At 68.4% G+C, this 22396-nt stretch carries 15 protein-coding genes and 2 pseudogenes; 7 read left to right on the top strand and 10 right to left on the bottom strand.

The features are described 5' to 3' along the window. The first annotated feature begins 215 nt into the window (after positions 1 to 215). From A5789_RS15825 to A5789_RS15815, 3 genes are all read left to right on the top strand, one after another. The gene (locus A5789_RS15825; protein ID WP_082940747.1) at positions 216 to 2048 is read left to right on the top strand and encodes an LCP family protein; all 1833 of its coding nucleotides are present in this window, start codon (positions 216 to 218) and stop codon (positions 2046 to 2048) included. A 33-nt stretch (positions 2049 to 2081) separates the two neighbouring features. Then, on the top strand, positions 2082 to 2738 hold the full coding sequence (gene lexA, locus A5789_RS15820; protein ID WP_064907018.1) for a transcriptional repressor LexA: 657 nt from the start codon (positions 2082 to 2084) through the stop codon (positions 2736 to 2738). Positions 2739 to 2954: 216 nt separating this feature from the next. Beyond that, positions 2955 to 3947 carry an alpha/beta hydrolase family protein gene (locus A5789_RS15815; protein ID WP_064907064.1) on the top strand — a complete coding sequence of 331 codons (993 nt, stop codon included), beginning with the start codon at positions 2955 to 2957 and terminating at the stop codon, positions 3945 to 3947. Positions 3948 to 3981: 34 nt separating this feature from the next. Here the strand turns inward: A5789_RS15815 and A5789_RS15810 are convergent, their stop codons facing one another. Next, positions 3982 to 4809, bottom strand: coding sequence for an SDR family NAD(P)-dependent oxidoreductase (locus A5789_RS15810; protein WP_227462849.1), 828 nt, complete (start codon positions 4807 to 4809; stop codon positions 3982 to 3984). A 197-nt stretch (positions 4810 to 5006) separates the two neighbouring features. Here A5789_RS15810 and A5789_RS15805 point away from each other — a divergent pair, with 197 nt between their 5' ends. Beyond that, on the top strand, positions 5007 to 5867 hold the full coding sequence (locus A5789_RS15805; RefSeq protein WP_063018158.1) for a helix-turn-helix transcriptional regulator: 861 nt from the start codon (positions 5007 to 5009) through the stop codon (positions 5865 to 5867). A gap of 95 nt (positions 5868 to 5962) precedes the next feature. Here the strand turns inward: A5789_RS15805 and A5789_RS15800 are convergent, their stop codons facing one another. The 3 genes and pseudogenes from A5789_RS15800 to A5789_RS15790 all read right to left on the bottom strand — a co-directional run bounded on the left by A5789_RS15800 (position 5963) and on the right by A5789_RS15790 (position 10741). Continuing rightward, positions 5963 to 7321: a family 1 glycosylhydrolase gene (locus tag A5789_RS15800; protein ID WP_064907020.1), complete on the bottom strand. Its 1359-nt coding sequence runs from the start codon at positions 7319 to 7321 to the stop codon at positions 5963 to 5965. A gap of 83 nt (positions 7322 to 7404) precedes the next feature. Further along, positions 7405 to 9441, bottom strand: a complete 2037-nt coding sequence (locus A5789_RS15795; protein ID WP_064907021.1) for a glycosyltransferase family 39 protein — start codon at positions 9439 to 9441, stop codon at positions 7405 to 7407. A gap of 104 nt (positions 9442 to 9545) precedes the next feature. Beyond that, positions 9546 to 10741: pseudogene (locus A5789_RS15790) on the bottom strand (KasA/KasB family beta-ketoacyl-ACP synthase). A gap of 413 nt (positions 10742 to 11154) precedes the next feature. Between A5789_RS15790 and A5789_RS36600 the strand changes: the two are divergent. After that, positions 11155 to 11349: a hypothetical protein gene (locus A5789_RS36600; protein WP_064910036.1), complete on the top strand. Its 195-nt coding sequence runs from the start codon at positions 11155 to 11157 to the stop codon at positions 11347 to 11349. Between the two features lie 108 nt (positions 11350 to 11457). Continuing rightward, positions 11458 to 12957 carry an NAD(P)/FAD-dependent oxidoreductase gene (locus A5789_RS15780; protein ID WP_063018129.1) on the top strand — a complete coding sequence of 500 codons (1500 nt, stop codon included), beginning with the start codon at positions 11458 to 11460 and terminating at the stop codon, positions 12955 to 12957. Positions 12958 to 13022: 65 nt separating this feature from the next. Here A5789_RS15780 and A5789_RS15775 read toward each other — a convergent pair whose 3' ends face one another. Further along, positions 13023 to 14717 (bottom strand): hydrogenase maturation protein, encoded by a 1695-nt coding sequence (locus tag A5789_RS15775; protein WP_063018131.1) that lies wholly within the window; start codon positions 14715 to 14717, stop codon positions 13023 to 13025. A gap of 106 nt (positions 14718 to 14823) precedes the next feature. Then, positions 14824 to 16158, bottom strand: a pseudogene (locus A5789_RS15770) (family 1 glycosylhydrolase). 165 nt (positions 16159 to 16323) lie between these two features. Here A5789_RS15770 and A5789_RS15765 point away from each other — a divergent pair. Next, positions 16324 to 18630, top strand: coding sequence for a molybdopterin-dependent oxidoreductase (locus A5789_RS15765; protein ID WP_064907023.1), 2307 nt, complete (start codon positions 16324 to 16326; stop codon positions 18628 to 18630). Positions 18631 to 18691: 61 nt separating this feature from the next. On the opposite strand, the gene A5789_RS15760 is transcribed toward A5789_RS15765, so the two are convergent. From A5789_RS15760 to A5789_RS15745, 4 genes are all read right to left on the bottom strand, one after another. Continuing rightward, complete coding sequence (locus A5789_RS15760; protein WP_064907024.1) at positions 18692 to 19336, bottom strand: LysE family translocator; 645 nt, start codon at positions 19334 to 19336, stop codon at positions 18692 to 18694. Between the two features lie 9 nt (positions 19337 to 19345). After that, positions 19346 to 19981 carry a metallophosphoesterase gene (locus A5789_RS15755; RefSeq protein ID WP_063910917.1) on the bottom strand — a complete coding sequence of 212 codons (636 nt, stop codon included), beginning with the start codon at positions 19979 to 19981 and terminating at the stop codon, positions 19346 to 19348. Beyond that, positions 19981 to 20655: a DNA polymerase beta superfamily protein gene (locus A5789_RS15750; RefSeq protein WP_197516617.1), complete on the bottom strand. Its 675-nt coding sequence runs from the start codon at positions 20653 to 20655 to the stop codon at positions 19981 to 19983. The genes A5789_RS15755 and A5789_RS15750 overlap by 1 nt, the downstream gene beginning before the upstream one ends. A 285-nt stretch (positions 20656 to 20940) precedes the next feature. Then, positions 20941 to 22389, bottom strand: coding sequence for an amidase (locus A5789_RS15745; protein ID WP_064907026.1), 1449 nt, complete (start codon positions 22387 to 22389; stop codon positions 20941 to 20943). Positions 22390 to 22396: the final 7 nt, after the last annotated feature.

The raw sequence follows: 22396 nt of genomic DNA, 5'->3' as shown, positions 1-22396 counted from the left end.
ACCCGATAAAGCTCATTCTCAGCTTTCCCATATCCGGGAATGAAAGACTGAACGGCGAAATGAACGACGAAACCGAACCGATCCCGGTGGTGGATCCCCGCGGCGGCAGCGGCCGATCGCGGCACGCGCGACCCGACGACGAGTCGCCGCAAGATCGGTCCGGTCGACATAGCCCCCGCACGGTCCGGGCGGCCACCCCGCCCTGGAGTCGCGGGATGGCCGCACCCGCCGACCAGCGTGACAGCGAACGCACGCGCCGAGCAGCCCCGCCGCCACATCGTCCGGGACGACGGGAACAACCCGACGCCGCCGCCGAACCGAGCCCCCGGCGTCGTCCCGCACCCGCGCAGGCCCTCGCACCCGAACGCGGCGACACCGAACCGCGGCGCCGAGCCACCCGCGCCGCACCGACCGCTGCCGGCGCCGCGACAGAGACCGTGGCCGCCGCCGAAGGCACCGCGCCGCCGCCGAATCGGCGGGCCCGCCGCGCCCGCACCGCACCGCCGCCGCGCCCGAATCGCGGGGGTAAGGCCGTGCGGGTCGGTGGTCGTGTGCTGGCCGCGGTCACGGCCGTGGTCGTGGTCAGCGGCACCGGCCTGGCCTACTACACCGAACGCAGCGTCGATCAGGGTTTCACCCGGTCCAATGCGATCAGCGAGGCCGATGCCGCCGCCCTCGACGGCGATCTGAACATCCTGTTGATCGGCCTGGACACCCGCAAGGACCAGAACGGCAACGACCTGCCCAAGAACATCCTCGACCAATTGCACGCCGGTGACGGCAGCGAAGGCGGCTACAACGCGAATTCGCTGATCCTGGTGCACATTCCGAAGGATCTGAAGAAGGTCACCGCCTTCTCCATCCCGCGCGACGACTACGTCGCGGTCTCGGGCATCCCCGGCTACGACCACGCCAAGATCAAGGAGGCCTACGGGCTGAAAAAGGCCTCGGTGGAACAGAAGCTGGAGAATCAGGGCGTCAAGGACAAGGTCGAACTCGAACGCCAGGGCCGCGAGGCCGGGCGCGAATCGATCGTGCAGACGGTCAAACAGCTCACCGGAGTGCCTATCAACCGGTTCGCCGAGATCTCGCTGGTCGGCTTCTACGATCTGGCCAATATCCTCGGCGGCGTCGACGTATGTCTCAACCACGCCGTCGACGACGAGTACTACTCGGGCGCGGTGTTTCCCGCGGGCCGCCAGCATCTCGACGCCGCCAACGCGCTGTCGTTCGTGCGTCAGCGGCACGGCCTCGACAACGGCGACCTCGACCGCACCCACCGCCAGCAGGCATTCCTGACCTCGGTCGCCAAACAGCTCAAGGATTCGGGCACGCTCACCAATATCGGCAAACTGCAGGACCTGATCAGCGCGGCGCAGAACGACATCGTGCTGTCGCAGGGCTGGAACCTGCTCGACTTCGCCCAGACCCTCGGCCGCGCCGGATCCATCCCGATCGAATTCCAGACCCTGCCGGTGAAGGCGTACGACACCGTCGACGGCCAGGACGTCAACATCGTCGACCCGGCCGCGATCAAGAAGACCGTGCGCACCGCCTTCGGCGTGGCCGAAACACAATCGAGCGCCCCGACCACCACCCCCACCAGCACCATCGACGTCGTCAACGCCGGCGGCGCGAGCGGCATGGCGGCCAAGGTGTCCACCGCGCTGGTGGACAAGGGCTTCCGCAAGGGCAATGTCGGGAACGCCACCTACAGCGACGGATCCAGTTCGGTCGTGTACTTCGGCTCCGGCGCCGACACCGACGCCACCCAGGCCGCCGACATGCTGGGCGGATTGCCCACGGCCGCATCGAAATCCCTCGATCCGGGGACGGTGAAGATCGTGATCGGCAGCGACTTCAGCATGCCCGACAGCCTCACCGCGTCCTCGGCGTCCTCAGTGACGACCACCGACCCCACCACCGGGCTCACCACGACCACCAGCGGCGGCAGTTCGGCGTCGACCACCGCCACCACCGACGATCGTCCCGACTCCGGTAAACCGGTCACCACCAGCATCGGATCCGACATACCCTGCGTGAACTGAGGCGCCGCGGCGGCGGCCGTCTACGATTCCCCGGTGACCGGATACGACGACGCATACGACCATCTCGACACCTCCCGGCTGCCCGAGCGGCAGCGCCGCATCCTCGGCGTGATCCGGGATGCGGTGCAGCGCAACGGGTATGCGCCGTCGTCTCGGGAGATCGCGGCCGCCGTCGGACTGAAATCGGGCTCGTCGGTGTCGAAACACCTGAAGGATCTCGAGGACAAGGGATTCCTGCGCCGCAGTGCCAGTGTCTCCCGGCCCATCGACGTGCGCCTGTTCCTCGCCCCCGCCGAAAGCCGTGGCGGCGAACAGGATTCGGTGATCGTGCCGGTGGTCGGCGATATCGCCGCCGGCGCCCCGATCCTCGCCGAGGAACACGCCGACGACCAGCTCACCCTGTCGCGGCAACTGGTCGGGCGCGGAACCGTATTCGGGCTGCGAGTGCGCGGTGATTCGATGATCGACGCCGCGATCTGCGACGGCGACATCGTGGTCGTGCGCCGCCAGCACGAAGCGCATTCCGGGGACATCGTGGCCGCGATGATCGACGACGAGGCCACCGTGAAGGTCTATCGCCGGCGCAACGGCCATGTCTACCTCGAACCCCGCAACCCCGCCTACGACGTCATCGACGGCGACCGTGCGGTCGTGCTCGGCAAAGTCGTGTCCGTGATGCGACGAATGTGACGACCTGCTCGACGCGCCCGCCGAACCGATCGCCAAACGGTTGCCGCTGAATTAGTCTGCCCAAGCAGGGGAACGCGCAAGACCGAACGGGATTCGGAGGTGCACGTGGCGAGCAGTACTCGGGCAGGCAGATCGGCGGTGCGAGAGCGGGTACGCGGGGGCACCCGGATCGCGACGGTCGCGGCCGCGGCGGTGCTGGCCGCGGTATCGGCGACCATGGCGGCGGGACCCGCCGCCGCGGGCGATCGGGTCGTCGATTCCGGTGCCCCGCTGGCACATCCGGTATCCGCCGACGGATCCAAGATCGTCGACTTCTCGGTCGTCGACGGCCGCAACGTCACCTTCAAGGTGTACTCCGCGGCCATGGACAAACCGATCACGATCAACGTGCAGCGGCCCGCCGACGCCTCCACACCGCGCCCGGTGCTGTATCTGCTCAACGGCGCCGGCGGTGGTGAGGACAGCGCCACCTGGGACAACAAGGCCCCCGACGCGCTGAAGTTCCTCGCCGACAAGGACGTCAACGTAGTCCAGCCCGTCGGCGGCGCCTGGAGCTACTACACCGATTGGCGCGCACCGGATCCGAAGCTGGGCGTCAACAAGTGGCGGACGTTCTTCACCGAGGAACTGCCGCCCATCATCGACGGCGCCCTGGGCACCAACGGCCTCAACGCCATCGCCGGGCTGTCCACCTCCGGCACCTCGGTGCTGCAGTTGCCGATCGCCAAACCCGGCCTGTACAAATCCGTTGCCGCCTACAGCGGTTGCGCCCAGATCAGCGACCCCGTGGGCTACACCGCGGTCAATCTCGCGGTCAACGTGTGGGGCGGCGGCAACACCGTGAACATGTACGGGCCGCAGAACGATCCGATGTGGGCCGCCAACGATCCCTACGTGCACGCCGACCAGCTGCGCGGGCTCAACCTGTTCATCTCCAGTGGATCCGGACTGCCCGGGCAGTGGGACACGCTCAACGGGCCCTACACGCTGCCCGGGCCGGGCGGCCTGGCCAATCAAGTGATCATCGGCGGCGTGATCGAGGCCGCGGTCAACTACTGCAGCCACAACCTGCAGGCCAAGCTCAACGGTCTCGGCATTCCGGCGACCTACGACTTCACTCCGACCGGAACCCATTCCTGGGGTTACTGGCACGACGCGCTGATCCAGTCGTGGCCGGTCCTCGCGGCCGGGCTGCAACTTCCCGCCTGAGCGGCGAACGCCTGGTTCGGGGCTGCCCGACAGCTCATCGATCCACTGCCGCGAGAAGTTCGGCGGTCGCGTTCCACAGCCGTGCGGCCAGCTCCTCGTCGAGACCGGCCTTGCCTTGCCGGCCGACCGCCGGATAGCCACGCAGGCCTCCCGGCCCGTCCGGCCCGACGTACGCATTGCCGGGAACGTCCTGAGTCGCGGCGTACAGCACCGAGAGCGCACCACGCTCAGGCGAATTGGTCAGGAATGTGAACCGGTTGACGAGGTTCGCCCGGGAGTGCGCGGCCAGACCGGTACGAGCGATACCCGGACTGGCGAGCACCGAGCGGACCCGGCTGCCGTCAGCGGTCAGCCGGCGTTGCAGTTCCAGCGAGAACAACACGACACCGAGCTTCGATGCCCGGTAGGCCGCCATCGCGTCGTATTTGCGCGTGCGCCAGTCCACATCGGCCAGGTCGATCTTGCCCTGCCGGTGCAGCTGACTGGTCACATGCACCACACGATCGGTGATGTGGTCGAGCAACATGGTGGTCAGCAGGAAGGGACCGATGTAGTTGGTGGCGGTCTGCTGGTCGAGGCCGTCCCGGGTACGCGCGGCGGGGATGTCCATCGCACCCGCATTGTTGATCAGGATGTCGAGGTCGCCGGACCACGCCTCGGCGAAGGCGCGCACCGAGCCGAGTTCCGCGACATCGAGCGGTCGGACGTCGAAGATGCCGGGGAGGTCCGCGACGGCGCGGCGGGCCCGCTGCGGGTCACGCACACCCAGCACGACGTGTGCTCCGGCACCGGCGAGTTCCCGCGCGGTGATCAGGCCCAGCCCGCGGCCGGCGCCGGTGATCACCACCGTCCGTCCTGTCATGTCGGGAAGTTCGTTTCTGCTCCATGTGGCCATACGTCCGCCCTCCGTTGTTCGCTGTTCGAATGCCGTGCTCGTCGGAAGCGACCGGTGATCGCTGTGACCAGTGAATGCGCCGCCGTCCGGCCGCGGAAGGACACACACAACCACTGAACGAGAGGTCGCGGCTGAGCGGCGCCGGACGGATCAGAATGCACATCATGGATCGTGGGTTCGACCGCTCATCGCTGGGCGCGTTCTTGCGGGCTCGGCGAGCGTCTCTGCAACCGGAAGACGTCGGGCTGCGCCGGGGGCCGCGGCGGCGCGCACCCGGGCTGCGACGCGAAGAGGTGGCCGAGCTGTGCGCCATGTCCGCGGACTACTTCGCACGGCTGGAACGCGGCGACGGGCCGCAACCATCACAGAGCATGCTCGCGGCCATCGCGCGCGGTCTGCGGCTCACCCCGGACGAACGCGATCACCTGTTCCTGCTCACGGGGTACCGCACAGTTCGCCGCGACCTGCAGGTTCAGCATGTGAGTCCCGGATTGATGCGCGTGATGGACGGCCTCCGCGACATGCCGGCGCAGGTGATGGGCCCGTTGGGGGAAACGTTGCTGCAGACCCCGTCCGCGGTGGCCCTGCTGGGCACACAGACGGGGTACACCGGCCGCGCGCGTAGCGCGGCGTTCCGCTGGTTCACCGATCCGGCCGCGCGTGCGCGCTACCACCCCGACGATCACGACATGACCAGCCGGGCCAACGTGGCGCAGCTCCGCGCGGCGCTCACCCGGGACGGGCCCGGCTCGCCGGCGGCAGATCTCGTCGAATTTCTGCGTGAGACCAACAACGAGTTCGCCCGATTGTGGGACCGTCACGAGGTGGGCCTGCGTTCCAGCGACACCAAGCGATTCGTCCACCCCGAGATCGGGCGGCTGGACCTTTACTGCCAGCTTCTGCTCGAGCCGGATCAGGGACAGGCGCTTCTCATTTTCACCGCTACCCCAGGTACCGAGGACCAGCAGAAGCTCGCCTTGCTGAAGGTGCTGGGCGTCGAAAAATTCACGGTCTCCCTCGAGTGAGAGGGCAGGGTCCCGCAGACCGGTAAGCCGCCCGCCCTGGCCGCGGTATCTCCGTATGCGGAATCGATCGTGTGGCGCATCCCCGAGGCGGGTGGTTACGGGCTCGCTGTGGCGGCCGGATCCGCGCCCGGCAACATCACCGGCTCGTCGCAACTGGCCGGCGGATCGACCTGGGAACAGGCGACGGGGGCGCGGGTGGGCCGGTAATCGGCGGGCACCCCGCCCGCGCGCACGAGCGAGGCGAACACCTCCACCGCGTCGGTGGGCCGGCGCACCAGATCCGGATCGGAGATGACATCGACGGTGAAGAGGCCGAAACGGGGTGTGTAGCTGCCCCATTCGTAGTTGTCGGTGAGGCTCCAATAGTTGTAGCCGCGCACATCGATACCGTCGGCCTTGGCGCGCTGGATCCAGTACACGGTGTCGCGCAACTGGTCGGCGCGAGTGTAGCCGTCCGGGCGGGGTTTACCGTTCTCGGTCGGCATCCCGTTCTCCACCACGTACAGCGGTTTGCCGGGGAACTGGCGGGCATAGCGGCGCAGCGCGTAGTAGACGCCCTCGGTCTGCAGCGGCAACTCCCACATAGCGGGCGCACCGGCCGAGGTCGCCGACGAGCCGTCCGCGGCCGGGGTGGGGCCGAAGTAGTAGTCGACGCCGACGAAGTCGAGTTTGTCGCGCACCTTGTCGATATACGGCTGATTCACCTCGGTGTCGGCGCCGGGCACATAGCCGATGTTGCTGGTGACCATCGCCTTCGGATAGGCGGCGTGAATGTCGTCGTAGATTTGACTGTGGGCCTGCGCCAGCCGGTCCATCGCCGCCGGCCACTCCTCGTGCGAGAGGGCGCCGATGCGGATCTCGGTGCCGAGATAGGCGGCCGGTTCGTTGATCGTGACCCAGATCGGATCGTGAGAACCGTAGCGCTGCACCACTTTCCGCGCATTGGCCAGCCAGTCGTCGACCATGCCCTGGTTGCGCCAGCCGCCGCGGTCGGCGGCCCAGCCCGGATACACCCAGTGGTCCAGGGTCAGCATCGGGGTCATACCCGCGGCGTAGACGGCGTCGACGATCCGGTCGTAGCGGGCGAATGCCTGCTCGTCCCATTCGTCGGGATGGGGCTGCACCCGGGCCCATTCGATACTCATGCGGAAGCTCTTGGCGCCCAGCTGCGCGGCGCGCTCGATATCGTCGGCGTAGGTGTCGAGGAAGCGCACCGAATCCCGATACGGTTCGGCCGCCCCGGTCGCGATGTAGCGGGTCCAGTTGCTGTCGGGGGCGTGGCCTTCGGTCTGGAATCCGGATGTGGCCACCCCCCACACGAATTCGGGGCCCAGGGGAGCGAGAGCCGACGCCGCCCGGCGGACGGGGTCGGCGCCCGCGCGGACCGGCAGCAGCAGCGCGGCGGCTGCGGCCAGTCCGGTGGCCAGCACCTGGCGGCGGTTCGGCTCTCGCATCCAGCAATCGTAGCTGTGGGATTGCTGAATTCCGGTGTGCGCAAGGGCGTGTCGAGCGGGCGATCGGCCGCTCGACGCCGGGGTCAGTGCGGCGGTGCGGTGAGGTCGAAGACCTCGAGACCGCCGAGGTGTTGCGGCGTGTAGTGCGCCGACACCCAGGCGTAGATGTCGGTGTTGCCGACCGGATGCCACATCTGCGGCTCCGCGTCGGTGGCCGGCGGGTTCGGTGCGGTCGCCGGAGTGTGCGCGCCGCCGGGGGATGGGTGCTGGGCATGCGTTCGCCACGAGTCCGGCAGCTTCATCTCGGGCGCCAGATAGTAGGTGATCCGGTGGTCGCGGACCAGGTCCTGCAATCCCGCCACGGTGGGGACCGGATCTTCGGAAGTGAATCCGCCGATGGCGATCACCGGTGTCCGGCTGGCCAGTTCGAGTCCGGCCGCCGGTCCCGAGCGGTCGATGGCCGCCGACCACGTCGTCTGCGTTGCCCGCAACATCTCCACCAGCTTCGGATCGGTGTCGGTGCCGCCCATCAGCATGCCGATCTGGCGGCGGAACGGATTCAGCGCCTGCGGCAGGTCCGGATGCGCCGGCCCGACGACCGGGCTGCCGCCGGTATGCGACTGCGGCAGCGTCGCCACCGCATACGCGCTCGACCCGGCCGTCGCGGCCAGCACACCGGCGCCCACGGCGACAGCGACCGCGCGGGCGGGCACACGTCGCGACAGCACCGGCAGCGCCGTCAGCACGAGAGCGGCGGCGGACACGACGGTCACCGCGAGAATCGTCCACCGCAGCCACGGCTGCCAGTCCGCATTGCGATCGAGCAGGACGAAGCCCCACACGCCGCCGGCCACAACGAGTCCCGCCGCCCCGGCCCGGCCCCACATCCGATCCCGGCAACGCCACACCTCGGCCAGGCCGAGGACGAAACTGCCGACCACCGCGGGCGCGATGGCCAGGGTGTAGTAGGCGTGCATGCCGCCCTTCATCGCCGAGAACGCCACCCCGTCGATCAGCAGCCACAGCCCGAAAACCAATGCCGCCCCGCGCACGAGGTCGGTGCGCGGATACTTCCGGCGCGTGATCAGCACGACGACGAACCCCAGCACGGCCGCCGGCAGCAGCCACGAGATCTCGAATCCGATCTCGCCGGTGAACAACCGCTGCGGGCCGGACCCGAAACCGTTGAAGCCGCCGCCGCCACCCATATGCGGCAACTCGTATCCCGGCGGCAGTTCGAAGGGTTTGCGCCCGGCGTGGTTGTGTCCGAGGTAGCGGGCGAAACCGTTGTAACCCAGCACCAGATCCATGAACGTGTTGTCCTTGGAACCGGCCAGATAGGGGCGCGAATCGGCGGGCCACAGAATCGTCAGCAGCACATACCACCCCGACGAGACCACCAGCGCCACCGCCGCGGCCAGCAGATGCGCGATCCGTTTACCGAAACCCGCCGGCGCCGCCACCAGGTACGCCACACCGAGTGCGGGCAGCACCATCAGGCCCTCGAGCATTTTCGCCAGGAACGCGAAACCCAATGCGACACCGGCCGATACGAGCCAGCGCGGGCTCGCGTGGCGCAACGCGCGCACGGTGCAGTAGGCGGCGGCTGTCATCAGCAGCACCATCACCGCATCCGGATTGTTGAACCGGAACATCAACGCCACCACCGGTGTCAGCGCCAGCAGCAGACCGGCCAGCAGACCCGCGCCGCGGCTGCCGGTGGCGCGGGTGATCGCGCCGTACATCAGCGCGACCGCCGCCACCGCCATCAACGCCTGCGGAACCAGCATGGAGGCACTGGAGAAACCGAACAACTGCCCGGACAACCCCATCACCCACTGCGAGACCGGCGGCTTGTCGACGGTGATGAAGTTGGCCGGATCCAGCGACCCGAACAGCAGCGCCTTCCAGTCCCGCGACCCCGACCACGCCGCCGCCGCGTAGAACCCGTTGCCCATCCCGTTGACGGTGATGTTCCACAGATACGCGGCCGCGGTGGCGGCCAGCAGTGCTACCAGCGCGAGCCGGTCCCGGCGCCGCGGCGGTGGCAGATCCGGATCCGGCGGACGCGCCGATTCGGGCGATACGGGCACGGCGGTGTCGGCAGTCGTCACTGTCACCGCGGGAGCGTCTCAGCCCATCCGGTGACCACCCTGTCCGAACCCTTGGAGATTGCTGTGAGTTCGGCGCCATCCGGCCAATCGGGCGCCGAAATCCAGGGCGGTCAGTAGCGGCCGAACAGTACCGCCGCGTTGTGGCCGCCGAATCCGAAGGAGTTGTTCATCGCGAACTCGACGTCGGTGTGCCGCGGTTTGTCGTGCACGATGTCGAGCTCGATCTCCGGGTCCTGATTGTCGAGGTTGAGCGTCGGCGGGATGACCTGATCACGCAGTGTCAGCACCGAGATCGCGGCCTCGAGCGCGCCGACCGCGCCCACCGAATGCCCGAGTGCCGACTTCGGCGCGTAGACCGCCGGATGGGTGCCGATGGCGGCGGCGATGCCCTTGGCCTCGGCCAGATCGCCGATCGTGGTGCCGGTGGTGTGAGCGTTGACGTGATCGACATCGGCGGCGCTCACCCCCGCGGTCTCGATGGCCCGGCGCATCGCCCGGGCACAGCCGAGGCCCTCCGGATCGGGGGCGACCATGTGGTACCCGTCCGCGGTCAATCCGGCGCCGAGCAGCCGGGCCAGCGGTGTCGCCCCGCGCGCCAGCGCATGCTCCTCCGATTCGAGCAGCAGCAGCGCGGCGGCCTCACCGAAGACGAAACCGTCCCGGTCGCGATCGAAGGGCCGCGACGCTCGTTCGGGTTCGTCGACGCGGGAGCTGAGCGCGCGGGCCATGGTGAATCCGGCGATCGCCATCGGGTTGATGTAGCCCTCCACGCCGCCCGCGACGACCATGTCGGCATCGCCAGCACGATCGAGCGCTACGCGTGCACCAGCGCCTCGTTGCCCGAGGCGCACGCCGACACCGGCGTCACGAGGCTCGCGCGCGCCCCGATGTCCAGGCCGACCACGCCCGAGACGCCGTTGGGCATGCTCATCGGCACCGCGAACTTGGACACCTTGCGGTAGCCGTGTTCGCGCATGGTGTCGTGGGCTTCGACGATGACGTCGGCGCCGCCCAGGCCGGTGCCGATGCAGACGCCGAGGCGGTCCTTGTCGACCTCGGGTGTCCCCGCGGACTCCCACAGCCGCTGACCCATCGCGTACGACATCTGCTGGACGTAGCACATGCGGCGCTTGCGCACCCGGTCCAGGTCGGTGGTGGGGTCGTGGATCAGTTTGCCGCCGATCGCATTGGGCAGATCCTGGCGGATGATGTCCTCGTCGGTGAGGACCTTGATCCCGCTGGCGCCGGAAAGTAGCGCCTGCCAAGTACTTTCGGTATCGGCGCCGATGGAGGTGGTGATCTCCATCGCGGTGACGACTACCTCGCGGAAGCCGCCGTTGCGGGTGTTGAAATTGGTATCGAGCGTACGCACGGTCGTCGATTCCTCACTGTCGGTCCCTCATTTCCCCGGACACGAAACTCGGCGGCACCGGTGACCGCCGACGACCTCGCCGTCATCGGCCGGCCGACCCCGCCGCGGGGGCGGTGGTGCGCCTCGGTCAGCGTAGCCTCCGACCGCTCACGAAGGACCCGAAATGGGGATGCCAGAAATTTGCCGCGGGGGTACCGTTGAGGGTCACGGATGGGTGCGTCCGCAGCGGTGCGCCCGACCGGACGGGCGAGGGGAAGGGCGTGCCCGCGATGACTGTCAACGCTGTTCAAGACATTTTTACGGCTCAGTTGGACAACGTGGGGCCGCAGGCGCCCCCGGGCGCGGGGGTGACGACGGTACTGCTTCGAAATCTCATCTGGTTGCATTTGCTGGCAACGGCGATCGCGGTCGGTTGCTGGGTCCATCTGGCGAGTCGGCGCGGGGTCGCGCGGGCCACGGTGTCGCGGGTGGCCGTCGGCGTCGTCGCGATCGGGCTGACCACCGCGGGAGCGGGGGAGATCCTCGGCGCGGCCATGCACTGATCGCCCGTCCGCCGCTGCCGCGACTAGACGTAACCAGAAATAACACGTAACCTTCGGGTATCCGGACGGCGAGGTCCGGGCTGACATTCGGACGAAACGGATACCTCAATGACGCGGCATGTCGACGTGTTGATCATCGGTGCGGGCCTGTCCGGCATCGGGATGGCCTGCCATCTCAGCCGGGAGAACACCGGACGCAGCTACGCGATCCTCGAACGGCGCAGCGCGATCGGGGGCACCTGGGACCTGTTCCGCTACCCGGGCATCCGCTCGGACTCCGACATGCTCACCTTCGGCTACGGCTTCCGCCCCTGGATCGGCACCAAGGTGCTCGCCGACGGACCGCACATCCGCCAGTACATCGCCGACACCGCCGAGGAATACGGCGTCACCCGCCACATCCGCTTCGGCCGCAAGGTCGTGAAGTCGAGCTGGTCCAGCACCGAACAGCTGTGGACCACCGAGGCGCTCGACGAACAGACCGGCGACACCGAGACCTACACCAGCAACTTCCTGGTCGGCTGCACCGGCTACTACGACTACGACCAGGGCTTTCGCCCGCAGTTCCCCGGTGAGGAGAACTTCGGCGGGCAGATCGTGCACCCCCAGCACTGGCCCGAGGACCTGGACTACCGCGGCAAGCGGGTCGTCGTCATCGGCTCCGGCGCCACTGCGATCACGCTGGTCCCGGCCATGAGCGAGGACGCCGCGCACGTGACCATGCTGCAGCGTTCGCCCACCTACATCGCGCCGCTGCCGGCCGAGGACCCCGTCGCGGTCGGCATGAAGAAGGCCAAACTGCCCGCCGCGCTGGCCTACAAGACCGGCCGCGCCCGCAATATCGCCCTGCAGCGCGCCAGTTTCGCCCTCTCCCGCAGCAACCCCGCCCTGTCGCGGAAACTGCTCCTGCAGGCCGTGCGGGTCGCCGTCGGGCCGAACGTGGACATGCGCCACTTCAGCCCCAGCTACAACCCGTGGGATCAGCGGCTGTGCATCGTTCCCAACGGGGATCTGTTCAAGGTGCTGCGCAACGGACGCGCCTCCATCGTCACCGACCGGATCGCGACCTTCACCGAAACCGGCATCCGCCTGGAATCCGGCGAGGAACTGCCGGCCGACATCGTGATCAGCGCGACCGGCCTCAACATCCAGATGCTCGGCGGCGCGGCGATCGATGTGGACGGCACCCCGATCGCCACCCGCGATCTGGTCGCCTACAAGGGTGCGCTGATGAGCGGGCTGCCCAACGCCATGATGATCATCGGCTACACCAACGCCTCCTGGACGCTGAAGGCCGATCTCGCCGCCGAATACTTCTGCCGCCTGCTCAATCACATGAAGGCCGAGGGGTATTCGACGTTCGTCGCCGAAGCCGAGGAAGCCGACCGGGCGCCGGAATCGATGATGGGCGGCGCGCTGACCTCCGGCTACATCGCCCGCGGCGACGCGGTCATGCCGCGCCAGGGCCGCCGCGGCCCGTGGAAGGTGATCAACAACTACTACCGCGACCGCGCGCTGCTGCGCAAAGCCGACCTCGAAGACGGCATCCTGCGCTTCGGCACCCGTTCGGCGGCCGCTCGCCCGGTCGTCGAATCCCGTTCCGCCTGAACATCTTCGCGCGGAACACCGTCCGGTCGCGGCAGCGCACGGCCACGACCGGACGGCCCGGGACCTCAGCCCAGCAGATGCGCGGGCGTCGCCAGCGGTTTGGTGTTGGCGACGAATTCACGCCGCAACCGGTGATAGGACTCGCCGTCGCCGAAGAAGTTGCGATGCATATGCGCCAGCTCCTCGGCCCGATACCGCGCCAACGGCCGCACCGCCTCGTCGGCCGCGCGGCGCTGCTTCTTCGCCAGCAGTAGATTCTGCAGTTCCGGTGCGGCCGCGAGGTTTTCGGCCTCGCGCCGAACCTGTGCCCGGAACTGCTCGGTGGAGCCTTCGAACACCTTGTCCACCAAACCCACTCGCGCCGCGGCCCGCGCGCCGACCGGCAGGGTCCGGCTGGTCAGCTGCTCCGCCATCTCCGTGCCCACCCGTTGCGGCAAGGTGTAGGTCCAATACTCCGAACCGTGCAGGCCCATCAGCCGGTAGTGCGGATTGAGCACCACCGATTCCCGGCACCACACGTGGTCGGCGGCCAGGGCCAGCATCACCCCACCGGCGGCGGCATTGCCCGACAGCGCCGCGATCACCAGTTTGTCGGTGGTGGTGAGAATCGCCTCCACCACATCGTCGATCGCGTTGATGTTGCGCCACGACTCCTCGGCCGGATCGGCGGCCGCCTCGATCACGTTGAGATGGATGCCATTGGAGAAGAAGTCGCGCCGCGGCCCCAGCACCAGCACATCCACCGGTCGATCGCAGGCCTCGCGATACGCGGTCAGCAGCCGCCGGCACTGCCGGGTGTCCATCGCCCCACCGGGATAGGCGAATTCGAGATATCCCACGCCGGCGTCCTCGTGGTAGCGCAGCTCCGACCAGGTGTCGCGCACCGCCGCCTCGGCGGGCGAGACCGGCACCTCGGGGACTCCGGCGGGCAGATCGGCGCCCAGCGCGTCGGTGGCCGGCATCTTGAACGTCACCGGTCCGCCCGGCACGCGGCGCGGGCGCAGCTGCGGCAACCACACCGCACCGTCGACGGTGGCCCGGCAGATCGCACCGTCGCGGGTGGCGATCACCGCGCCCGGTTCGCCACGCAGCCGGTCCTCGTAGTGGCCACCGTGGACGAAGTATTCGCGGCCGAACAGTTCGTCCAGCACACCCGGCTGGGAATCGGCCGCGCGCAGGGTGCGGATCACCGTGGCGGTATCGGCGCTGGCCCAATCGATGCGGCGTACCTGCTGGGTGAGGAACGGCCGCAGCCGGCCGGTGACGTCGGGGCGGTCGTAATCCAGTGGTTCGGGCACGTAGTCGCCGGATGCGAAGCGGCGCACCGCCGTCAGCACCGCCTCGACCGCCGCGTCGGACACCTCGTTGCGATACAGCTCGCTCTTACCGCACGGCGCCACATCGAAACCCACCGACGCCCAGATCGGACCGGCGTCCATCTCCGCCACCGCCTGCAGCACCGTCACACCCCAGCGGGCCGCACCCTCGGTGATGGCCCAGTCCAGCGACGACGGCCCCCGATCACCCATCGGTCCCGGATGCACGATGAACACCGGATGTTCGGTCCACACATCCTCGGGAATCGCCGTGGTGAGCATCGGCGCCAGAATCAGATCCGGCCGGAAGCGGGCGACCCGGGCACGGAGTAGATCGTCGCCGAGAGCCAACTCGACGCCGACCTCGTGATCGCGTTCCCGCAATTCGGCATGCACTCGCTGGGTGAGACTGTTGAATGCGCTGGCGACCAACAGGATGCGCACGAGCTGTCCTCCATCAGGGTGTTTCGTCGGTCCGTGACCGGACCGCAACATTTGCCCCTCTGAAACTAGCCCCAGTGCCGCGCGCCCGCATACCGGGTGGGTGCGATCAGTGCGGCACGGTCACCGGATCGGCACAGCTGCCCGGAATGTCGACCAGCGAACAGGCCACCGGCCCGCGCGTGGGACGGTAGTCCACGGAAACACCCCCGGCCCGAGTGATCGCGCGGTAGGCATCCACGGCGTCGGTGGGGCGGCGGGTCAGAGCGGGGTCGGTCAGCACGTCGACGGTGTACAAGCCGAAGCGTGGTGTGTAGCTGCCCCACTCGTAGTTGTCGGTGATCGACCAGTAGTTGTAGCCCATCACGTCGATGCCGTCGGCTTCGGCGCGCTGGAGCCAGTACACGGTGTCGCGCAGATCGTCGCCGCGGGTGTAACCGTCGGGGCGGGGCGCGCCGTTCTCGGTCGGCATGCCGTTCTCCACCACGTACAGCGGCTTACCGGGGAATCGACGCGAATAGTATTCCAGCGCATAGTAGATTCCCTCGGGTTGCAGTGGCATCTTCCACAGCTGCTCGAGGTCGCCCGGCGACAGCCGGGCGAGGTCCTGCGGGGTGTGCCCGTAGTAGTAATCGATGCCGACATAGTCGAGTTTCGCGGCGATGGCATCGATCATCGGACCGTTGACCACCGGTTCCGCGGTGCCGACGATGTAGGCGAGGTTGCTGGTCACCATGGCGCCCGGCTGCATCCGGTGGATGTCGTCGTAGATGGTGTTGTGCGCCTGGATCAGTCGCTGCTGCATCGCCGGGACGTCCGCCGGCGACAATCCGCCGTTGCGGGTTTCGTTGACGATGTACATTGCCGGCTCGTTGAACGTGACCCACAGCGGATTGCGAGAGGCTTAGCGCTGCACCACCGTTCGCGCGTTGGCCAGCCAGTCGTCGAGCATCGCCGGATGCGCCCAGCCGCCGCGGTCGGCGGCCCAGCCGGGATACACCCAGTGGTCCAGGGTCAGCATCGGGCGGATGCCGTGTGCGGCCATCGTGTCGAGAACGCTGTCGTAGAAGGCGAATCCGGCCGCGTCCCATTCGCCGGGCCGCGGCTGTACCCGTGCCCATTCGACGCTGATGCGGTAGACGCCGACGCCGAGGCCGGCGGCCAGTCCGATATCGGAGCGATAGCCGGTGAAGAAATCGACCGCATCGTGGTAACGGTCGAAGTCGGGATGCGAGGCCACGTACCGGAGCCAGTTGCTGTCGGGCGCATGGCCTTCGCACTGGAATCCGGCGCTGGCCACACCCCACAGGAAGTCACCGCCCAGATTCGGCACGGTGGCCGGCGCGGCGGGACGGGCCCGGGCGAAGGCGGCGGGACCGGCCACGGCGGCGGCGGTCCCGGCGGCGAGCAGACCGAAAGCCTGGCGGCGACTGACGTTGCGCATCGAACTCCTCGGTATCCGGTGGGGCACGCTCCGGCAACGGTAACCCGGTCACCACTCGCGTACGGCCGGTTGCGGCGCAGTCATTCTCACCCGCAATTGGGCAAGTGTCCAGATGTTGCGTAATTCGGTCGAACACTGTCGGTGCGCGCGGCTAGGGTGGCGGCCATGGCCACGCACATGACGCATTGGGGAGCGTTCGACGCCGTCAGCGACGGCGAACGGCTGACCGACGTACGGCCCTGGCCCGGCGATCCCGAGCCCACCCCGCTGATCGGCAATGTGGCTTCGGCGCAGCATCACCCAACCCGCATAGACCGGCCCTACGTCCGGAAATCATGGCTCGAACACGGACCGGGAGCCTCCGGCCGCGGCAGCGATTCCTATGTCCCGGTGAGCTGGGACCGCGCGCTGGATCTGCTCAGCGGCGAATTGCGCCGGGTCTACAGCGAATTCGGCCCCGAAGCCGTCTACGGCGGTTCCTACGGCTGGGCCAGCGCGGGACGATTCCATCACGCCCAGAGCCAGTTGCACCGGTTCCTGAACTGCCTGGGTGGCTACGTCCGTCACGTCAACAGTTACAGCCTGGGCACCTCCACGGTATTGCTGCCCTATGTGCTGGGTCCGCTGTTCGCGCTGCTGGGACGCTTCACCGCCAAATCGGTGATCGCCGAGAACACTGAACTGGTGGTCGCGTTCGGAGGTATCTCGCCGAAGAACGCCGCGGTCAATCCGGGCGGTGTCTCGCGCCACCACACCCGCGACTGGATCGAGCGAGCCCGGCGGCGTGGCTGCCGGTTCGTCACCGTCGCCCCGCTGCGCGACGACACCGCCGAGGTCGCGGAGGCGGAGTGGATCGCCCCGCGCCCGGGCACCGACGCCGCGCTGATGCTCGCGCTGGCTCAGGTTCTCGACGCCGACGGCCTGGCCGACACCGCATTCCTGAACTCCCACACCGTCGGCTACGAACAGTTCGCGCACTATCTACGCGGCACGGCCGACGGGGTGGTGAAGGATCCCGTCTGGGCGGCCGCGATCACCGGGGTGCCGGCCGAACGCATCCGGGCGCTGGCACACGAGATGGCCGCGGCGCGCACGCTCGTCACGGTGAGCTGGTCGCTGCAGCGGGCGCAGTACGGGGAGCAACCGACGTGGCTGGGCGTGGTGCTGGCCGCCATGCTGGGCCAGATCGGATTGCCCGGCGGCGGTTTCGGACACGGCTACGGATCCTCGGCGAGCGTCGGCGAACCCACCCGCACCCTGCCGCTGCCGCGACTTCCCCAGGGCGCCAACCCGATCGACCGATTCATCCCCGTCGCGCGGATCGCCGATATGCTGCTCGCACCCGGCACGCCGTTCCGATACGACGGACGTGAGCTGCGCTATCCCGATATCCGCCTGGTCTATTGGGCCGGTGGCAACCCCTTCCATCACCATCAGGACCTGGCGCGCCTGCGCCGCGCGTTCGATCGGCCCGACACCATCGTCGTCCACGACTCGTTCTGGACCGCCACCGCCCGCCACGCCGATATCGTGCTGCCGGCCACCATGACCATCGAACGCGACGACTACGGCACCGGCGACAACGACGGCGTCCTGTTCCCGATGCCGGCCCTCACCCGCCCATACGGACAGGCCCGCGACGACTACGACATCCTCGCCGAATTGTCCGAAAGACTCGGCACCGGCAAGGAATTCACCGAGGGACGCACAACAGGCGAATGGCTGCGGCACCTGTACGAGCAATGGTTGTCCGACCTCGGCGAACGCGGACGCGGCTTCCCGGACTTCGACCGATTCTGGGCCGGTTCCGGTCTCGACCTGCCCCTCGCCGACCCACCGCAGGTGGTGTTCGCGGATTTCCGCGCCGACCCCGGCACGCATCCGCTACCGACACCCTCCGGTCGCATCGAGATCTTCTCCGAAACCATCGCCGGGTACGGCTACCCCGACTGCCCCGGCCACCCGGTATGGCTCGAACCGGATGAATGGCTGGGCAGCCCTGCGGCACAACGCTTTCCGCTTCAACTGGTCGCCAACCAGCCGCGCACCAAACTGCACAGCCAGCTCGACGTCGGCGCCCACAGCCGATCGGTGAAGATCCGCGACCGCGAACCGGTGCGCCTGCATCCATCGGAGGCCCACTCCCGTGGTCTGGCCGACGGCGATATCGTGCGCCTGTACAACGACCGGGGCTCCTGCCTGGCCGGACTCGTCGTCGACGACGCGGTCGCGCCGGGTATCGCGCAACTGTCCACCGGCGCCTGGTACGACCCGGATCCCGCGGATCCGTCGTTCTGCCGGCACGGCAACCCGAACGTGCTCACCGCCGACCGCCCCTCCTCCACACTGAGCCAGGGCAGTACGGGACAACTGGCGCTCGTGCAGATCGAGGCCTATCACGGCGCGGTCCCGGACCTGACGGTACTCACCCCACCGCGGATCGTTTCGGCCTCATCGGACGTTCGCTCGTAATCGCCTGCCGGACAACGACATCCGGTGGGCGCGGTGCACGCCCATGTGCCGGGCTCCGGCCTCAGTCTTTTCGGCCGGTCAGCGCCAAGCTGGTACCGAGTCCGATCATCATGAGTCCACCGGCACCTCCGACGGCGGCCAGTCGTCGGGGCGAGCGCGCGAACCAGGCGCGCGCTGTCCCGGCGGTCAGTGCCCACGCGGAGTCGAAGATCAACCCGAACACCGGGATACACATGCCGAGTATCAGCATCTGCACCGGAACCCAGCCGTTTTCCGGGGTGACGAATTGCGGCAGCAGCGCGGCGAGGAAGACCAGGGACTTCGGGTTGGCGAATCCGACGATCAGCCCGTCGCGCAGCATGGTGAGCGGACCACGCCGGAGTGCGGTCACCTCAGCGGTGAAGGTGTCGGCCAGCCGAGCTCGATGGCGAATCGCCTGGAGCCCTAGATAGATCAGGTAGGTCGCGCCCAGGACTTTGACGGCGGTGAAAACGGTGGCCGACGCCGCGACCACGGTCCCGAGCCCGAACGCGACCGCGGCGACCTGCAGGTACACACCGACCGCGTTGCCGGCCACGGTGAACAGTGCTTCCCGCCGCCCGACTGTGATCGCACGGGTGATCGCGAACAGGACGCTCGGCCCGGGAATGACGACGAGCAGTGCGGCCAATCCGGCGAATTCGAGCAGATGATCACGCGCCACCACAGGACGACCCTAACGATCGGCGAACCGGCCCGGCCACCGGATTTCCGACTCCTTCTCCGTACCCGCGATGACTCGGCGCACCCACTCCAACGGCACCGGCGCCAGCTCATGGGCGTCGAGACCGACGTGAATCATCCGGCCGCGGATCCGCACCGAACTGTGCGTGTGGCCGTGCAGCAGCCAACGCCCGGCATTGTCACCGGTCGCGGGCAGCCGCCACTCCTCGAACCGGTTCTCGGCGGTATGGTCCCCGTCCGCGGCGCCGTGAAAGGGAAAGTGCGACAACAGCACCCGGTGACCGTCGATCTTGCGCACCGCGGACTGCTGCACCGAGGCGAACACCTCCAGATAGATCCGCTGCCAGTGATGCGCCCGGCTGCGCATCGGATGGCAGCCGTCGTGGTTGCCGGCCACCAGATGCTTCACCCCCGGCCGCCGCGACATCCACTCGAGTGCGGTCATCTGGGCCTTCGTGCCACCGACCGAGATGTCGCCGAGCACCCAGACCTGATCCTCGACGCCGACCCTGCCGTCCCACCGCTCGGCGAGCTCGGCATCGTGCGCCTCGGGTGTGTCGAACCCGCGCAGGCCCGACACCAGCCGATGCCCCACGTGCGGATCGGCGAGGAACCACACCTCGCTCATTAAGACTCCTCGTTCAGATAGGCACGCCGGATCCGTTGCAGCAGTGACTCGATCGGCGTTTCGTCGGGCTCCTTCCGCAGGGCCGAGGTCGCCTCGGCGAATGCCGCCTCGTACTCGGCGAACACCGCCCGCACCGGAGTCGCCCCCTCGGCCGCGGCCCGCTGCCCGAACTCGAGGTAGCGCTCCGGATCCGGCACCCGGATCGGCAGGAAGCCGGTGGTGTAGAGCTGATGTCCCTGCCACAGCAGCCGCAACGTGTGGCGGGCTTGTTTGGCGCGCCGGTCCGGCGACGGATGCGGGCGCTGTTCCAGATCACGCAGCTGCGCGGCGGCATACCCGACATACGCCCGCCGGACCCGCCTCGCCGACGCGAAACACCCACGCAGCGAGACGAGTTCCCGCCCGAAAGCCGTTGTGACCGTGTAGGTGTCGAGCCACAGCAATTCGTAGGCCGTCGGATTGCACGACAGCATCAGGGCCATCGCCTTACCGATTTCGTGGTAGACGGCGTCGTCGCCACCGCGGCCGGTGCGGCTGGCTCGCGCCGGCGGATGCAAACCCAGCAACGCACTCGTCGGTTCCGCGTAGACCCCGGCATAGTCGGTATCGCTCATCGCCGTTGCCAAGCCGTACGCCTGCGACCCGACGACGCCCTCCAACAGCAGATTCTCCACCTGCCCACCCCCGTCCGTACGCCCTGTCGCCCGCTGCGACCAAGCCACGCCCCGAAGCGCACCGGCACCATCACCGGAGAGGCAACGATAGTGCGGGCGAACGGCCACGCGCACATCAATTTCCGGCCGCGCAGCCACTCAGACCCGCGCACCGCACAAACGCGACCGGTGGCGCAGCGGTATCGACATCGTGCGGATTCCGGCCCCACTCGATGGGAGAGTCTCGAGTGCGCAGCGCCGGCCGGGGCATCGGCGCCGACGCACTGGTCCGACTCAGCGCCCGCACTACGGTGCCCGGAAGCCGCCGATCTTCTGCTCGAGCAGTTCGGCCAGCCGCAGCGGGGTGCGGTCCTCGAACATCGGGCCGATGAGCTGCACTCCCACCGGCAGGCCCTCGGGTGAGCGGCCCGCCGGTATGGCGGTGGCGGGCAGGCCGGGCATGGTGGCCATGCCGGCCCACACGAGCTGGTCGAAGTACGGGTACTCGACGCCGTCGATGTCGATGTGCCGGTCCTCCAGATCTCCGTTGTGGTCGTGCGGATAGGCGGGAGTGGGTGTGATGGGGCACACCACCGCATCGAACTCGGAGAACAGTCGCCGCCAACCGTGGCGGTGGAGTTCGCGACCGTTGTTCGCCGCGACCCAGTCGCGGTGACTGAGCACCATGCCGCGCAATCGCGCCGCGTCGAGACCCCGATCGTCCGCGCTGAGGGCGGCGGCTCGGGTCTGCAGCTGCCGGTACACGTCGAAGGGAAGACCTGCTGCGGCGTTCGACAGCATCAGCTGCATATACAGTGTCGCCCCTTCGGTCGGGTCGGGCAGCAGCGGGCTGTGCCGTTCCACGCGGGCACCCTCGTCCACGAGCGCCTCGGCGACCCGGTTGACGCCCGCCCGCACCGCCGCCCCGGTCGGAATGAGCGGATGGTCCTCGACGACCAGCACACGGAAGTCGGCCAGCCGTTCGTGGCGCGCGGGCGGCAATACGACGTCGTAGGCGACGCCGTGGGTCAGCGGGTCCGGTCCGGCCATCACGTCGAGCAGGAGTGTGAGATCGCGGGCGGTGCGCGCCATCGGACCGACAACGGCGAGATCGAGGTCCACCGGCAGTGCCGGCGCGGGCGGCGCGACCATCCCGCGGGTCGGCGCCAGACCGAGTGTCGGCTTGTGCGCGTAGATGCCGCAGAAATGCGCAGGGGTGCGCAACGAACCGGCAAGGTCGGAGCCGATGGACAGCGCACCGAATCCGCACGCCAGGGCCGCCGCCGAACCGCCGGACGACCCACCCGACGTGCGGCCGTGATCCCACGGATTGTTGGTGGTGCCGTAGATCTCGTTGAAGCTCTGGATATCGCGCAGCATCAGCGGCACATTGGTTTTGCCGAGGATCACCGCACCGGCGGCCTTCAGCCGCGATACCTGTACCGCGTCCTCGGTCGGTACATAGTCGGCGTGCTGCGGTATGCCCCAGGTCGTGGGCAGCCCGGCCATATCGTAGGACTCCTTGACCGTCACCGGAATACCGAGCAGCGGGCGGTCCTCGCCGCGGGCGCGCGCCCGGTCGGCAGCGCGCGCGGCGGCCCGCGCATTGTCGAAGTCCGGCACACAGATCGCGTTGATCGCCTTGTCGTCGCGCTCGATCCGGGCGATCGCCGCGTCGGTCAGCTCGACCGAGGTCACCACACCGGCACGCAAGGCAGCCGCAATTTCTTCTGCCGACTGAAAGTTCCACTCCATGAATCGA

The organism is Nocardia sp. 852002-51101_SCH5132738, assembly GCF_001665695.1.
GTDB classification, from domain to species: Bacteria; Actinomycetota; Actinomycetes; order Mycobacteriales; family Mycobacteriaceae; genus Nocardia; species Nocardia nova.
This window is presented reverse-complemented; position numbering and strand designations above follow the sequence as displayed.